This is a genomic window from Paenibacillus sp. FSL R7-0340 (assembly GCF_038002205.1).
GTDB classification, from domain to species: domain Bacteria; phylum Bacillota; class Bacilli; order Paenibacillales; family Paenibacillaceae; genus Paenibacillus; species Paenibacillus polymyxa_B.
In genome coordinates this window covers 1,441,706-1,456,363 of sequence record NZ_JBBOBY010000001.1, presented here as the reverse complement: position 1 = coordinate 1,456,363, position 14,658 = coordinate 1,441,706, and the positions used below count along the sequence as shown (strand labels likewise).

Sequence of the window (14,658 nt, the reverse complement as noted above, 5' to 3'; positions counted from 1 at the left end):
GCCTCCCGTTTAATTCAGCACTGTAAAATGATGCTCTGCCAAAAAACGCTCCAGCTTTGTAGTCAATCGCATTTTTTCCTCATCGCTCGCAGCAACCAGTTCCAAATAAAGACGACCCTTGCCTCGTACACGTTCGCTTCCAGCGGTTTCTTTTTCACCATTCAAGTCTGGCTTACCCAAGCCGTTCCCTTCTGATCCGCCATCGCTGGCCCCAATCCCGCTCACACGAACCTGCTTGGCAGATGATCTGCCTCCGCGCCCAGTTGCATTTCTGCTTGGCGTGCTTGTTTGGCCCACAATCTTGTTCTCGCCATCTCGTCCACCTGTGTTCACATATAACGTATTGGCACCCAGAGGCATGACGCCTTCTTCACGTTCACCTGTGAACAACAATCCTTCACCTTTCAGCCCTTCCAGCAGTTCTTCATAGGATAGACTGCCATCATGGGACAGCGAATAATTCGTCAGCGTGCCACGCATATTTTTCCTGGCCAGAAAGGTATCGAGCTGATGCTTGATCAAACTCATCGACTTTCTAGCATTAATTTCGATAATTGGCTCCAGCTTCCCACCACGAAGTGTCATGGAATCAATGCAAACATCGCCATAATAACCATCTTGATACAATTGCCGTCCCACATCCTGCATCAAGCTAAAATAGCCCTCGCGCTCCAGCCGCTCCAAAAATGCCCCGTCCGGCGACAAGGATTCCCGATAGGAGAATTGAGTGTTAGCCAGCCATTGTACAGATAAGATATCGACACTTCCATCATCACCAATCGTAAATTGGCATGAAAAATCCTGCTCTTTCTCCAGAAAAGGCTCCAAAAGGAAAAGCACCTGTTTGCCTTTACGCTCCTGTCCACGCAAATACGATACGATCCGGTCCAGCATTTGTGTCGAGGTAATGTGCAGGTTTCCTTTGCCCGATACGCCAAAATCATCCTTGATTAAAAAGCTTCCATCCCGTAGCAGCTTACGCCCCGCCTCAGCAACATCTGCAAACGAAGTCACAATATAGCCCGGGTTGCGCAGACCAAGACTGCGTTTCAGATCAGAGGAATACGTTTTGGCATTTACCTTGCGAATCGTTTCCAGCGGCGGCTGATGCAGTGTTATTCCCCAAGCACGTGCAGCCTCCTCCACATGCGGTAAACCCGCAAACGGGCTAAGCACACAGCCTTCCAGTTGAGGAAACCCCTCTCCGGCATCGGCCTTGCGACTGCCCAGCAGTTCAAATACTGATGCGGTCGACACATTGCCTGCACGCTCCATGCCATCGGTCAAGTCCCGTTCGTTGACAGCCGGATGAAAGCCCAACTGCGCGATATACTGACGCTGTACGGGCGAAATGGCATAACGGGTCAATAACGCATCTCCCGGCTGGCAAAAGCTGAACAGCAGTTCATCCATGGCTGCTACAATCGCAGAAGAAGCCCGGTCTGGCAGGGCTGGCAAGGAAGCTAACTGGGCATCCCGCCAGTAAACCTCCGCTTCGAACGTTCCCATATACAAATGACGCTGATTCGGTATCGCATTCATATGATTCGCTTCCTTTCCTGCTTCATTATTGGCCTACTACACGGTAGCGCTACTGGCTCGCGCTCGTATAATCACGTAGAGCAAACTGCCATATCAGGCGGATGATCGCCAGCAGCCAGAGAGGTGCGAGAAATGCCCATACCACTAACCCGGTTTCCATTTTGCCGAGAATGAACATGGGCGGAAAATTACAAATGACAAACACCGGAAGCACGAACAAACCGATACGCTGAATCAGATTACTGTACACGGCCATCGGCACATAGTTTGTCTCGAAAATGCTGTTGGACAGCTCCGTAACGCCGTTCGTGCGGATGATCCAGAAGGCTAGCAGTTGAGGGAGCAAAAATACGGAGTATGCCGTAAGCACCCCGCATCCAAGCAGCACAGAGAACCCTCCTACAGTTTCAAAATTAAACGGCAATCCGAGTCGTTGCCAGCCGACCCCTGTCATAATTCCGCCGCCAATTACATTCGGCACGGTATAGCCCAATTCAAATTGACGCAGTGTTACCATAAATTGCAGCGATACGGGTTTAGTCATGAGCACGTCCAGTGAGCCGGTACGAATTTTGTCAGGCAGGCTTGTAAAATTACTGTAGAACAATCCACTATAAAATCCGCTCATCATCGTAAACACGCCGATATATAACAATATGGCGTCAGGAGACCAGCCATTAATATCCGTCCCAGCGCGGTATGGAACCGATGCGTACAGCAGCTTGATGAGCAAATAAGCCGTTTCAACCAGAAATGCAGTTATAAAATTAATGCGGTATTCCATCTGCGACATGACAGAAAACTGGACAAACTTCCAGTACAGTCTGATGTAGCGCCTAACGTTTCGGAAAACATTTTTCATGTTAACCCCCCACCGAGACAAAGCGTTTGACCCCGGCTTGCCACACCCAGCGTGATAGGGCCGCCAGCACTACAATCCAGAGCCATTGCACGCCAATGCCTTTAGCGGCTTCCAGCACAGTCAGCTTGCCCGTCAACGCATTCACCGGAAAAAATACGGTGTAGCTGAACGGTAGCAGACTGAACAGACGGGCCAAAACATCTCCAAAAATCGTCAGCGGAAACACGGTACCGCTAGCTACGTAAATGACAAGCGACAGCGTATAAAATAGTCCCGCCGATTCCGTCACCCAAAAGGCTATGCCGCTCAGCGCATAATAGACCACAAAATTAAGCACAAGCGCTCCCGGCAACGCCAATATGTAAAGCAGGATGTACGATAGCCCGAAGCTGATTTGTCCTTCCAGGCTAAGACATAACAGCAAAATAGCAGCCGCCAGCAGCACGACCGCAGACTGTATGACTTTGCCTCCGATAAACCGGCAAAAACGGTAAGCAAAATAATGCACAGGCTGTACCATGAATTTTGCCAGTCCACCTTCCTTGATATCTGTAGCAATTTCGTATTCAAAGCCCGTAGCAATCAGTTTTCCAGTTACTCCCGCCATGACCACATACACCAGCATTTCTGGCAGAGAATAGCCCAGCACTCTTGCTTGTCCCGAAGAACCGAATACAGCTAGCCAGAGAAAAATTTGCGTCATGATCGGCAACATAAATCCCGCCATTTGGAGCCAATAATTAGCCCGATACTCCATTTCGTTTTGCATACCAAGCTGGAGTACCTTCACATATTTGTTATTTCGCATCGGCCAGCCTGCCCCCATCGTACAAATTGGCTATCCCCTCTTCCAGCGGGACGTCCTCAATCGTAAAATCAACGACAGGCAGTGCGTCCAAAATCTTTTTGGACCAAGCCAAGGTATCTTCTGCATCCAGCTCAAATACCGCCTCCAGCTCCGAGTTGGAGCGAAGTTTGCCGAGGCTCGCCAACGTTAGGCTGGATACGGGGGTCTCCAGTCGAACCTTGAGTAATTTACGGGCACCGATGACCTCATTCACCTTGTGTAAGTCTCCGTCATAGACCAATCTGCCCCCGCTGATAATGATGGATCTACTGCACAAATCCTCAATATCCTTCATGTAGTGGCTTGTCAGCAGGATGGTTGTCCGGTGCGTGCGGTTATAGGCTTTGAAAAACTCTCGAATCCGCCGCTGAGAAACAAGGTCCAGTCCGATGGTCGGCTCATCCAGCAAAATGACCCGTGGACGATGCAGCAGCGCGGCGATCAGTTCCATTTTCATACGCTCGCCGAGAGACAGCCGCCGAACCTGCACATGAAGCTGCTCCTCCACCCCAAGCAGGGTGACCAGTTCTTCTAGTGCCTCTTTATAACGGTTTTCATCGATTTCATAGATAAGCTTGTTCAGCTCGAATGACTCGCTTGCAGGCAAATCCCACCAGAGCTGGTTTTTCTGTCCCATTACAATGGAAAACTGACGTTTAAACTCTTTTTGTCGTTTCCACGGGGTAAAGCCAAGTACCGATGCCTCCCCGTCCGTGGGATGGAGAATGCCAGACAGCATTTTGAGCGTCGTTGTTTTGCCCGCCCCGTTTGGACCGAGAAATCCGACAATTTCGCCTTCCTCAATGCTAAAGCTGACATTTTGCACAGCCTCTTTGGTCAGCTGCTCACGCCTGAACAAGTTTTGTAACGATTTGCGCACGCCCGGCTCCTTTTTGTAGTACGTAAATGTTTTCGACAATTGGTTTAATGTAATGGACGGCAATCAATTCCCCTCCTCTTTCCTCTGTGCAGGACACCTGATGAACGTTTCTTATACGGCCGAATGCTTGGACTACTCGGCTGCTTGCTCTGCTAAAATCATCAGTTCCTCCAGCATATGCCGCTGTCTTTCAATTAAATGCAAAGCTCGTTCCGTAATTTCAGGCATCCGATGCTTGCGCAATTGAAGCCCTGTTTTGTAAATATGCAGATTAAGCTTGTGCCAATCCGCGTACAGCGCCTGTGCCAATTCAATTACATGCTGTGTTTGTGGTCCCAGCGTAGCTTGATGCAGCAGGCAATAATCAGCTGTATAATCCGTCAAATGAAGGGCACTGCCCAATCGCAGATTGTAATAGATTTCATGACAGTACGTCCGAAAATCCTGATCCTCCATGTCTGCCAACAGATGGAAGTCACCGACAAATGCCCGGTACCCCTCATCTCCCCGCTTGACCTGCTTGCCTGTCACAGCTTTCCCCGTTTGACTTTCCGACTCATTAGACGTAGGTACGCCTCTCCAGATGGCTTCGTGTCCAGTCAAATACTGTCGAATATGATGAGCACACGCAGCATGCATCTCACTTGGCGAAAGCGGGGCAGGCTGCTCCACCAGCCATGCATACTCAATAATGCCCTGCATCAGATCGTCGAGCCGGGCTGAGCCCACATAAGTCATGGCATGTCCCGAGGAATCGAGCAGGAAGCTGTCATTCACCTGTGCTGTCCGTTCTTGCAAGTCCAACCCGCACAACTCAATCACGTGGCCCCTTGGGTAATTTTTCACATATACATCGTGATAGGTTAAAGCGGTGCTCGACGTATGCAGCATGGTACCGTAGCCCGATGTGAGCACCTGCAACAGGTTGGTTTCATCGCTGACACCAGCGACCCACGGTTCCACCCGAATAACAGGTCCACCACTGGCTGCCATTTCTTGAAGCTGCTCCGGATATTTCTCAGGTCCGAAGCGCTTCAAATCTCCACCGTACTCTGCGCACATACTTCCACACAGCATGAATAGCTCGGATTCGGCCATGTTCACCCCGTACCTCCGCAATGAGGTACGCAGGGAAGAATATACACAATGTTTCCCTGGAAGAGCGTTTGCGACTTCTTCTGCACCATAGTCCACAACGGAATCATGACGAGTCTCCATATCGGATTCCTGCATCAACCTTGTCTTTTCAGCGCCCTTATGCATATTTGCCCAGCAGACGCTCGATGCCTTGCAGTGTAGATAGATGCTCCAGCACTAGATCGTCGTCCTCCATCGTAATATCAAGCTCATTTTCCAACTCTACAATTAATTCCACAGCGGATAAGGAATTCAGCCCCAAGGTTCGCAGATCCTGATCCGGAGTCAACTGTTCCAGTTCTCCCGGAGCCAGTTTCAAAATCTTTTCCAGCAAGGGTACTACATGGTATACATCTGTTTTCATTTTTGATTCCCTCCAATTTATGAGCATCCTAATCCAGCAATAATACCTTCCAATTTGTGCGCATAAGCATCAGCTTCCTGCCAGCTGTCTGCCAAAATAAGTGTGAAAATCCGGTTCACATAGCCCCGCTTCACAGGAATACCAGACAATGTACCCGCCGTATACACAAACACCCCTTCTGGACGTTCGGGCGTATAGAGCAAGCCCTCCTCCGCGAGCAACCCGCACAAGCGGCTGTAGGTGAGAGGTGTAGCGGTAACGTTGCGGTAATAACGGGATAATGTTTTATGCTGTTCTCCCAGGACGGATGACAGGAACGAAATATAGGTAGACAACGTAAATCTACCATTTATCTCAATGACTGGAACCAGCAAACCTTCTTCGTCAACAAAACCGTCAATAGAGGCCATTCCCGTATACCCAATGGAATAGAGATGCGTACCCAGCTGATAGGCGCAGCGTCTCACTTCTTCCTCCAGCGCATCGCCAATCTCAGCCGGCACTTGAGATCCGATATATACGGTGCCATCCACGTTTTGCCTTTTTAGCGAAAACATCGTCACACCACCGCCCTCGTCAATGCAGAGCTGGTAGTTCAGATCCATCTGCTTATTGTGCCAGCGCTCCACCAGCCAACCGCCGGAAGATGGCGACGAGCCGCCAAAACGCTTCATCACACTCAGCAGTGTGTCCAGCTTGGACAGCTCGTCCAGCATATACATGCCTTGTCCTGAGGCACCGTGCGGTTGCTTGATAATCAGCTTCACAGGTCCATCCGATAAGTCAGCCAGTCTGGCACACTCCCTGCGGATCGCCGATTCGTCTGCACATACAGCGCCTTCGCTGACGGCAAAACCAAGCTTTTGCGCGGTCAGGCGGCTGAATATTTTATCATTCACCTGAGCACTGACCGCGGATGGAGCACCGATCAGCTCTAGCCCGCAAAGCTCCGCAATCGCTTCCTCCTGCGGTGTGACCGCATAGGGGACGAGCCACGCTTTGGCTCCGCCGCTGCTGTGGCCTGCATCTGCAACCGTGCGCAGTCGTGCCAAAAGCGCCTCATCCGCCAGCACCAGCTCTGAAATCGGCGTTAGCGGATCAGAAGGCTCCGGCACCTCAATACGCGGCAGGCTAAAGCCCAACCGTTGGAGCATGTCCAGAAACGCCTCATCCGGCTGTTCCCGAAGTACAATGACATCCTGACTTCGACATAGCAGGAGATTCATTTCCTCCATCCGGTTTACGACTTGCTGTTCATCCCGGTCTACCATGCCCCCCTTGCGGGGGGATGGATGCCACACTTGCTCTGCGCCGATATTAAACAGCCAAATCAGGACTCCATGGTCCCGTTCATGCGCAAGCGCTTCCACAAGGTTAATAGTTTTAGTCGTCACGTCTTGTCATCATCCCTCTCTCTTCCATCCAGTAACAAACAACATCCATAGAAAACTAAATGTATTTCAGAGAGCCTGCCCCGTGCAGATACAATACGCTGCATTTGGAGCACACCGGAGTCAATCCTTCATGATTAATCTTTTGACGAGTTTTCTCATACGCATCTGAGTTCCATATCTCCTTCAGACTGTGCTCACGCATGCTTCCAATCGTGAATTCACTGAAAAATTTGCAAGGCATGACCTTCCCGTCTGGTAAAATATCTGTTCTGGAGGTGAGCGCCAAACAATGATTGGAACAACGGCTGACCATTTCCTCGCCATGTATAAATTTATCAATTTCCTCATAATCCAAACCGGGCTGATAGCGCACGCGAATGTTCCATACTCGCTCATTGATCCGCTGTAGTTCCTGCATCAGAGGATCGATGTTATCCGGGTTGATTTTATATTTGAAAGCATGCCAGCTACTAATATTTTTTTCTTCAAGTTGTCGGAGCCAGGAGAAATTATGTGTGAAATATTCATCCATTTTGAGGGAGGTCTCTTTGGAAATGTACCAGGGGAACGTCAGCAGCACCAGATCCAGCCTTTTGTCCTCCAGCATTTGCAGAAATTCGTACATCCGTCCGATCATGTTATCGTTAATGACCGCATGGACAGTTACCCGTCCCTTGTACAATCCCTGGTCGCGCAGTTCAATCAGCTTATCCATCTGCCGCATTGTTTTTTGAAAGGTGCCTTTACCGCGAATTAGATCGTGTTCTCTTTCAAAACCTTCAATCGCTATTAATAACTCCAGATTTTCGGACAAATCCAAAATCCGGTCCAAATATTTATCAATAAGTAATCCATTTGTACAAAAGGTCATTTCGCGCCGATCTTCCGCCAGCACGTCCAAAATTTCATCAAAACGCCGGTGAAACATCGGTTCGCCGCCCCACATGTACAGTCTGGACTTGGCTTCCTTGGTTTCGCTCAAAATCTGCCGGAGCATGTCCGGAGCAAGATCCATGTTTTGTTCTTCTTTATCCATTTGGTGATGGTAGCCTTCCTCGTTCCATTCAAAACAGTGTGTACATCTCAGGTTGCAGCGGTTGGTCAGCTTAATGCCAATCGTCTGGGGCATGTCCGTTTTGAAAGTAGGGTCCTGTGTGGCGTTACGGTAAGATACAGAAGCGTTTTTCAGGTTACGCTTGATGAGCTTGAACGCTTTCTCATCAATCAGCACATTGCTTTTGGGCTGCATGCTAACACCTCGTTTAATGGATTTTCAGGCACATGTACCAAGCTGTACGTCAGACCGTCTCCATTCCCTCCAGGTGCGGCGCTTGTTCCGCATCGCTGATCCCCTGAATGTAGCTGCAAAACGCATCTACCGAGCTCAAATGCTCTAGCTCAAAGGAATCAAAATCAATCTCCACATCAAACGCATCCTCCACTTGCAGCATGAAATGAACCAACTGCAACGAATCCAGTCCGGCATCATGAATAATGTCCGAATGTCCATCCAGCTTAGCGACCAGTTCAGGATCTTCCTTAACCGCGCTGATCATTTCAATCACTTGGCTTTGCATAGCAAACTCCTCCTTGTGAATGAGATTCTGTTCGTTCCACCCAACGATGCCCTCTGCAAAGAAAGCTCCTAGAAAAATTCCTTCACTGGAACTTTATTCAATTATACTCCTCCAATGAAGAGACAAGTCAATAGGTTGTTTTGTAAGTAAAACTCGCAATATGTAAATTAATGTATGATAACTTCTACAATTTTCGCCGGCTATTTTTTCGCAAAATCTAATAAAAATTCTCCTCACATCTCTTGCATGAGCGGCAGAATTATTTTACAATACACATGAAAATGTTTTTCCTTATATTCTTCTTGTATACGATACTTTTTTTCACACAAACATTCTACAGCCAAAGGAGCACAGCTCATGTCCCCCATTCTTCATACATTAGCCCATAGACTGGAGCAGCTTCCCGTACAGGAGCGCAAGCTGGCGGAATCCATCCTGCAATCCCCGGAAGATGTGCTGCATTTGGGTATTCGGGAGCTGTCAGAGCGTTGTGGTGTGAGCGCGGCGACCGTTACGCGGTTTTGCAAATCACTACATTTTAAAGGCTATCCCGATTTCAAAATGAAGCTGGCCGCCGAGTTGTCCCACTCCAACCGTAATGGTGAAGAATCCTATCAGGATATTGTCGCCGGAAATTCACTTTCCCGAATCGTGCAGGCTATTCAGGCGAACCATACCGCATCCATTGCGGACACGACCCGACTGCTGGATTACGACAAGCTGGAGCAGGCCATTGCATGGCTGTCAGCCACGAGCCGCATTGATCTCTATGGGATGGCGACATCGTCGATTGTGGCACAGGATTTTTACCAGAAGCTCATCCGTATTGGCAAGAACAGCACTGCCTTTGCAGATTCGCATATGCAGATTACCTCTGCCTCCTCGCTCGGAGCGGGAGATGTCGCCTTCGCCGTCTCTTATTCAGGGGAAACCCAGGAGACCATTGCGGCTCTACGTTGTGCAAAGGAACAGGGGGCCAAGACATTATCCCTGACCTCCTTCGGAAACAATACGCTGGCAGGCCTTGCGGATATTGCGCTATTTTCCTCCTCATTGGAGGAAGGAATGCGACGTGGGGATATGGCCTCCCGCATCGCCCAGCTTCATATCATAGATATTCTGTTTACAGGTATGGTGAGCGCAGATTTTGACAAATATATTCCGAGGTTGGAAGGTTCGTATCAACAAGTGAGCAAGCTCAAAAAACAACCAGGGGGTCACTAAGATGAACATACGCATTTTGAACAGCCGTGAGGACCTGAACGCTACTGCCGCCGCTGTGATCGCCAGCTTGCTGCTATCCAAACCACAGGCCATGCTTGGCCTGGCCACCGGTAGTACGCCGATTGGCATTTACCAACATCTTGCAGATATGTACCGCAAGGGACAGGTCAGTTTTGCACGAGCCTATTCCGTGAATCTTGATGAGTATGTTGGTCTTCCCCCAGAACATCCGCAGAGCTATCGAAGCTTTATGAATGAGCACTTGTTCCAGCATATCGATATTCCGATATCCCATACACGTGTCCCTGACGGGAATGCACTGGATCTGGCAGCAGAATGTGCAGCGCACGAGCAGGCCATTCTGGACCATGGACCCGTGGATCTGCAATTGCTTGGCATTGGTCATAATGGTCATATCGGCTTTAACGAACCTGGTCACCGCTTGACTGGAGCCACACATGTTGTAGATTTGAAAGAAAGTACGCGCTCGGCGAATGCCCGATTTTTTGGCGATATAGATGCTGTACCCAGGCAAGCAGTTACGATGGGAGTAGGCACGATTCTTAAGGCGAAGCAAATTATACTGGTGGCTTTTGGTGCGGATAAGGCTGATATTATAAAGCAGGCTTTAACTGGACCCGTCACGACTGAGTGTCCGGCTTCTCTGCTGCAATGTCACCCCAACGTACTTATTTTACTAGATCAGAAAGCGGGAGGATGGTTCAATTGAAGTCAGATGAAATGAGTGGTAACGTACCCCAGCTACTGTATGGGCAAGTCGTCGTTGGGAATGACATCATTGAAAAAGGGGTTGTCGTCATTGAGGGGCAATCCATTGTATTCGCTGGTTCAGAAGAGCATTTACCCGCCGATTGGACAGCGGTAGTCTTGGCAAATCAGGAAGAAAGCGCAGCGAAAACCGCAAACATTGTGCGTTTGGAAGGAGGATATCTGCTACCAGGCTTTATTGATATTCATGTTCACGGCGGTAACGGTGAGGACTTTATGGACTCCAGTTCAAGGGTGCTGGATACGATCACCTCCTTTCACGGTTCACAAGGAACGACGGCTATGCTGGCTACCACCATGACCGCGCCCAAGGAACAGATTGACCGGGTATTGAGTGAAGTTCACGCATACATGGCACTACCTATGCCCTATGCTCAGTTGGAGGGCGTACATCTGGAAGGGCCGTTCATCAGTCCGAACTGGCCTGGAGCGCAAAACCCAGAACATATCGTGCCACCGAATCTCTCATGGGTGGCAGAATGGGAGCAGCGCTATCCAGGCCTTGTTCGCCAGCTCACGCTTGCGCCCGAACGGGAAGGAGCGCTGGAACTGATTGCATGGCTGCGTAGCCATGGCATTACCGCGGCTCTCGGTCATACGGATGCTACGTATGAAGAGGTTGAACAGGCAGCGACGGCGGGGCTGAATCATGCGGTGCATGCATTTAATGCTATGACTCCGCTGCATCATCGCAAGCCGGGAGCCGCCGGAGCCGTACTCGCTGATCCGCGCATTGAAGCAGAAATCATCGCGGACGGCATTCATGTGCATCCCGCCGCCATTTCCCTGCTCGCTAGATTAAAGCAGGATCATAATCTCATTCTCATCACAGATGCCATGTCTGCTACTGGTCTGGAAGACGGTCATTATACGCTCGGCGATTTGCCGGTGATCGTGCAGGGCGGTGTAGCACGACTGGAGGATGGCGTCACTTTGGCAGGAAGCACACTAACGATGATTGAAGGCTTCCGCTACTTGGTTCAACATGTGGGTATAAGTATTCCCGCGGCATCACAAATGGCCAGCCTGAATCCGGCTCGATCCTTGCACATTGCTGATCGTACAGGTTCGCTTGAAGCAGGTAAACAAGCAGACATCCTGTTACTGGATGGAGACTTAAAGCTGCAAGGCGTATGGATTAAAGGATTGCGCAAATAATTCAGTTATAGTTATCATTCCCCAAAACTAAAGAGCTATCCACCAGCGTATTCGCTGAGATGGATAGCTCTTTCTTTGGCATTGCACACACTTATAGGGTTTGAATTAGCGATGATTCATTGGCGCGGGCGTATGATTTTGTGGGCGTGTGGGTGCTGTATTTTCCATTGGACGGTTTGTACCAGCCGCCGGAGTTGGGAATACACGTTCAATCACATCTACCATTTCATTGCTCAAGCCTCTAATCGGATGACCATTTTGCACACTGTGTGTAAAGTCAGTGGCTTGTTTAACAAAGTCCGGGTTAGCGGATACATACACCTGTTCAATCGAAGGCGCAAATTGCTTCACTTTATTCGCGATACGGCTCTTGACTGCATCACTTGGTTCATATGCAGTTCTTGCTCCCTCGATGGTGGTGTTTCCGGTATTTGCGCGATTGTTGTCCGTCAAGCCACGCAACATACCGTACGAGCCTGTACCCATCGTACCGAATAAACCGTCATCACGACGCGCAGGTGTTCCATTCCTGGTTACTCCATTGTCTGTCATTCCAGGCGTTGTAGTATCCGTAGTACGGTTTCCTCTAGTACCATTAACGCCATTCACACTCGGTACATTCCCGTTACGTCCAATACTATTTGCACTTGGAGTACCGTCAACACTTGGAACACCAACACCTGTTCCGTTAGCTTGGTCTTTCAAGGAAACGGCTACATAGGCATGCCGTTCACCGACCAGCACTGTCGCAGACTTTACATCCGGCATCTCGGATATACGTTTGGACAAATTGCGATCGACTTGCAGATTACGGACTGGATGTCCGGTTCGGTTGGCATTTTCATTCAATGCCATCCCGTCCATACCATTGGACTTAACCCCATAACGATTGACACCATCCATACCATAACGGTTCACACCATCCATATGATGTGTGCTTTGCGCGTTATAGCGTGTACTGTTCGTACGAACGTTATGATCGGCATTTCCGCACCCGGTCAAAGCAGCCATACTGGCGAGTAAAGCAGCAGAAATCGTAAAACTGATGACCTTCTTAGTTCCTGGCATGAACTCATCCTCCATACATTATAAAATGTGTGACGAGATTATCATGCGCTATGAATCATAGGGATATCCTGACTAAAAAATGACTAAAAAAATAAAATTTTAATGTAAATATGAAATACAATTGATGATTTACCACAAGATGGCATGTATAATAAGCTTGAAAAATACTTTATTTTACAAAGGAGGATTTTCAGTTTGAAAAAGATCACCGTTTTGATGCTCATTTTTTTGTTATCAGTTACTCTTGTTCCCGTTGGTGCTTTTGCAGGCTCCACTACACCCCAACCCCCAAAAGATCCCGCCGGAAGCTGGGCAGAAGGTCCACCACCTAATCGCGTTGATCCAGCCAAGCCCGCACTATTGTTCGTACATGGTTTGAACAGTAGCGCTGAAGTCTGGACCAAGAATGATAACGATATGCTTCAGCGCGCACGTGACGCCGGATACCAGACAGCCACCATTAATCTGTACGATACAACTGGCACATCCCAAGATATGTGGGACAATGGTAAGCTTCTGGCCGACAAAATTAAGGTCATCAGCAATCACTTTGGAAAAAAGCTTATCGTCATCGCCCACAGCAAAGGTGGAGTGGATACTCAAACCGCTCTCGTATATAACGGAGCCGCTCCTTATGTACAACGTGTCATCACCCTCAGCAGTCCTCATCATGGTTCACAACTTGCAGATCTCGCCTACAGTAGCTGGGCCGGATGGCTGGCAGATATCGTCGGGTCACAAAATCCCGGTACCTCCACTTTACAAACATCTTATATGAAGTATTTCCGAACCAAGACCGATTCACTTAGTAATGCGACTACAGTTCCATTCTTCACGTTTGCTGGTGATAACTGGTCTGGCGGCACTGCTTCCTACATACTGGGCGGACTTTACCTCTCCTCCTTTGGTAAGAATGATGGAGTGGTCACAGTCGACAACGCTAAGCTTCCCGGCGGACGTGTAGTTAAAGTCGGATCTTGGGATCATGCCAAGGTTCGCACTGGTTCTTACGTCTTCTCCCTGATCCAACCCTACCTCCAAGCGAACACTCCAGCATTGAATCAGGAAACTGAGGCACTTTCAGCATCTTCCCTGACTGCTTCTGCTTCACAATCCACCTATAGCGAGATCGATAATTCATATTTTATCCGAGGCGGCGATTATAATGGAAAAGCCTCACAAACCCTCACTGTTGAAAATGGTGTAAAATCCATTGATCTGGACTGGATCAGCGATAAACGTGTGAGTAAACTGGAACTAACCAAGCCTGACGGTACTAGTGAAATTATTAATCTGAAAGCAGGCTATGATGACGATATTTTTGCTGGTGCCTGGCATCATAACGCCGTCATTCAAAATCCAAAACCGGGCACCTATAAACTGAACGTCACGGTTCCTGATAATGGAGCGTATCTCCTGATTGCACGTTACCAGGCTGTTCAAGTTCCTGAGCTGAAATACAATTTAAATGCAGTGGGCCCGAAGCTAAATTTGAAACCACAGGATTCCCCGAACAGTGTTACACAAGTCACCTACCAAGTTCAATATTATGGTGATCCGCAGCAAGGAGTCACTTCTACATCCAAAGGTTTGACGGTACAGCAAAAAAACGTTAACCCTACCGGACAAATTGAGCTATCCAAAGCGGACAAGCCCGGCATCTATTCTGTAACCTATGAAATTAGCGGCACCACAGAGGCTGGATATCCGTACCGCCGCACAGCTGTTCAATCCATTTATATTGATGCTGACGGCAACAAGTATGTTGACTAAATAAATCTACAACCTAAAAAGCCTGCAAACCCCCATTATAGTT

At 48.9% G+C, this 14,658-nt stretch carries 14 protein-coding genes; 4 read left to right on the top strand and 10 right to left on the bottom strand.

The features are described from left to right. Positions 1 to 9 precede the first annotated feature (9 nt). From MKX59_RS06535 to MKX59_RS06495, 9 genes are all read right to left on the bottom strand, one after another. Positions 10 to 1,542 (bottom strand): hypothetical protein, encoded by a 1,533-nt coding sequence (locus MKX59_RS06535; RefSeq protein WP_076295582.1) that lies wholly within the window; start codon positions 1,540 to 1,542, stop codon positions 10 to 12. A gap of 49 nt (positions 1,543 to 1,591) precedes the next feature. After that, a complete protein-coding gene (locus MKX59_RS06530) occupies positions 1,592 to 2,404 on the bottom strand; it encodes an ABC transporter permease (RefSeq protein ID WP_023990058.1) in 813 nt (270 codons plus the stop codon). 1 nt (position 2,405) lies between these two features. Continuing rightward, on the bottom strand, positions 2,406 to 3,212 hold the full coding sequence (locus tag MKX59_RS06525; RefSeq protein WP_028541504.1) for an ABC transporter permease: 807 nt from the start codon (positions 3,210 to 3,212) through the stop codon (positions 2,406 to 2,408). After that, positions 3,202 to 4,194: an ABC transporter ATP-binding protein gene (locus tag MKX59_RS06520; protein ID WP_023990059.1), complete on the bottom strand. Its 993-nt coding sequence runs from the start codon at positions 4,192 to 4,194 to the stop codon at positions 3,202 to 3,204. The genes MKX59_RS06525 and MKX59_RS06520 overlap by 11 nt, the downstream gene beginning before the upstream one ends. A gap of 69 nt (positions 4,195 to 4,263) precedes the next feature. After that, positions 4,264 to 5,349 (bottom strand): hypothetical protein, encoded by a 1,086-nt coding sequence (locus MKX59_RS06515; protein ID WP_256704510.1) that lies wholly within the window; start codon positions 5,347 to 5,349, stop codon positions 4,264 to 4,266. A 37-nt stretch (positions 5,350 to 5,386) separates the two neighbouring features. Beyond that, complete coding sequence (locus tag MKX59_RS06510) at positions 5,387 to 5,632, bottom strand: acyl carrier protein (protein WP_023990061.1); 246 nt, start codon at positions 5,630 to 5,632, stop codon at positions 5,387 to 5,389. Between the two features lie 17 nt (positions 5,633 to 5,649). Further along, positions 5,650 to 7,026 (bottom strand): peptide ligase PGM1-related protein, encoded by a 1,377-nt coding sequence (locus MKX59_RS06505; RefSeq protein WP_023990062.1) that lies wholly within the window; start codon positions 7,024 to 7,026, stop codon positions 5,650 to 5,652. Between the two features lie 55 nt (positions 7,027 to 7,081). Continuing rightward, positions 7,082 to 8,275 carry a radical SAM/SPASM domain-containing protein gene (locus tag MKX59_RS06500; protein WP_023990063.1) on the bottom strand — a complete coding sequence of 398 codons (1,194 nt, stop codon included), beginning with the start codon at positions 8,273 to 8,275 and terminating at the stop codon, positions 7,082 to 7,084. A gap of 49 nt (positions 8,276 to 8,324) precedes the next feature. Next, complete coding sequence (locus MKX59_RS06495; protein WP_013311713.1) at positions 8,325 to 8,603, bottom strand: acyl carrier protein; 279 nt, start codon at positions 8,601 to 8,603, stop codon at positions 8,325 to 8,327. A gap of 357 nt (positions 8,604 to 8,960) precedes the next feature. Between MKX59_RS06495 and MKX59_RS06490 the strand changes: the two genes are divergently transcribed. Genes MKX59_RS06490 through nagA form a run of 3 tightly spaced genes read left to right on the top strand, consistent with a single transcriptional unit; the run spans position 8,961 to position 11,774 of the window. Then, the gene (locus MKX59_RS06490) at positions 8,961 to 9,827 is read left to right on the top strand and encodes a MurR/RpiR family transcriptional regulator (RefSeq protein WP_023990065.1); all 867 of its coding nucleotides are present in this window, start codon (positions 8,961 to 8,963) and stop codon (positions 9,825 to 9,827) included. Between the two features lies 1 nt (position 9,828). Further along, a complete protein-coding gene (gene nagB, locus MKX59_RS06485) occupies positions 9,829 to 10,557 on the top strand; it encodes a glucosamine-6-phosphate deaminase (RefSeq protein WP_340857827.1) in 729 nt (242 codons plus the stop codon). Continuing rightward, entirely contained in the window at positions 10,554 to 11,774 is a 1,221-nt protein-coding gene (nagA, locus tag MKX59_RS06480) for an N-acetylglucosamine-6-phosphate deacetylase (RefSeq protein WP_340857826.1), read from the top strand. The genes nagB and nagA overlap by 4 nt, the downstream gene beginning before the upstream one ends. Before the next feature lie 105 nt (positions 11,775 to 11,879). Here the strand turns inward: nagA and MKX59_RS06475 are convergent, their stop codons facing one another. Further along, positions 11,880 to 12,842, bottom strand: a complete 963-nt coding sequence (locus tag MKX59_RS06475) for a YhcN/YlaJ family sporulation lipoprotein (RefSeq protein WP_340857825.1) — start codon at positions 12,840 to 12,842, stop codon at positions 11,880 to 11,882. 195 nt (positions 12,843 to 13,037) lie between these two features. Here MKX59_RS06475 and MKX59_RS06470 point away from each other — a divergent pair, with 195 nt between their 5' ends. Continuing rightward, a complete protein-coding gene (locus MKX59_RS06470; protein WP_023990069.1) occupies positions 13,038 to 14,615 on the top strand; it encodes an esterase/lipase family protein in 1,578 nt (525 codons plus the stop codon). Positions 14,616 to 14,658 lie beyond the last annotated feature (43 nt).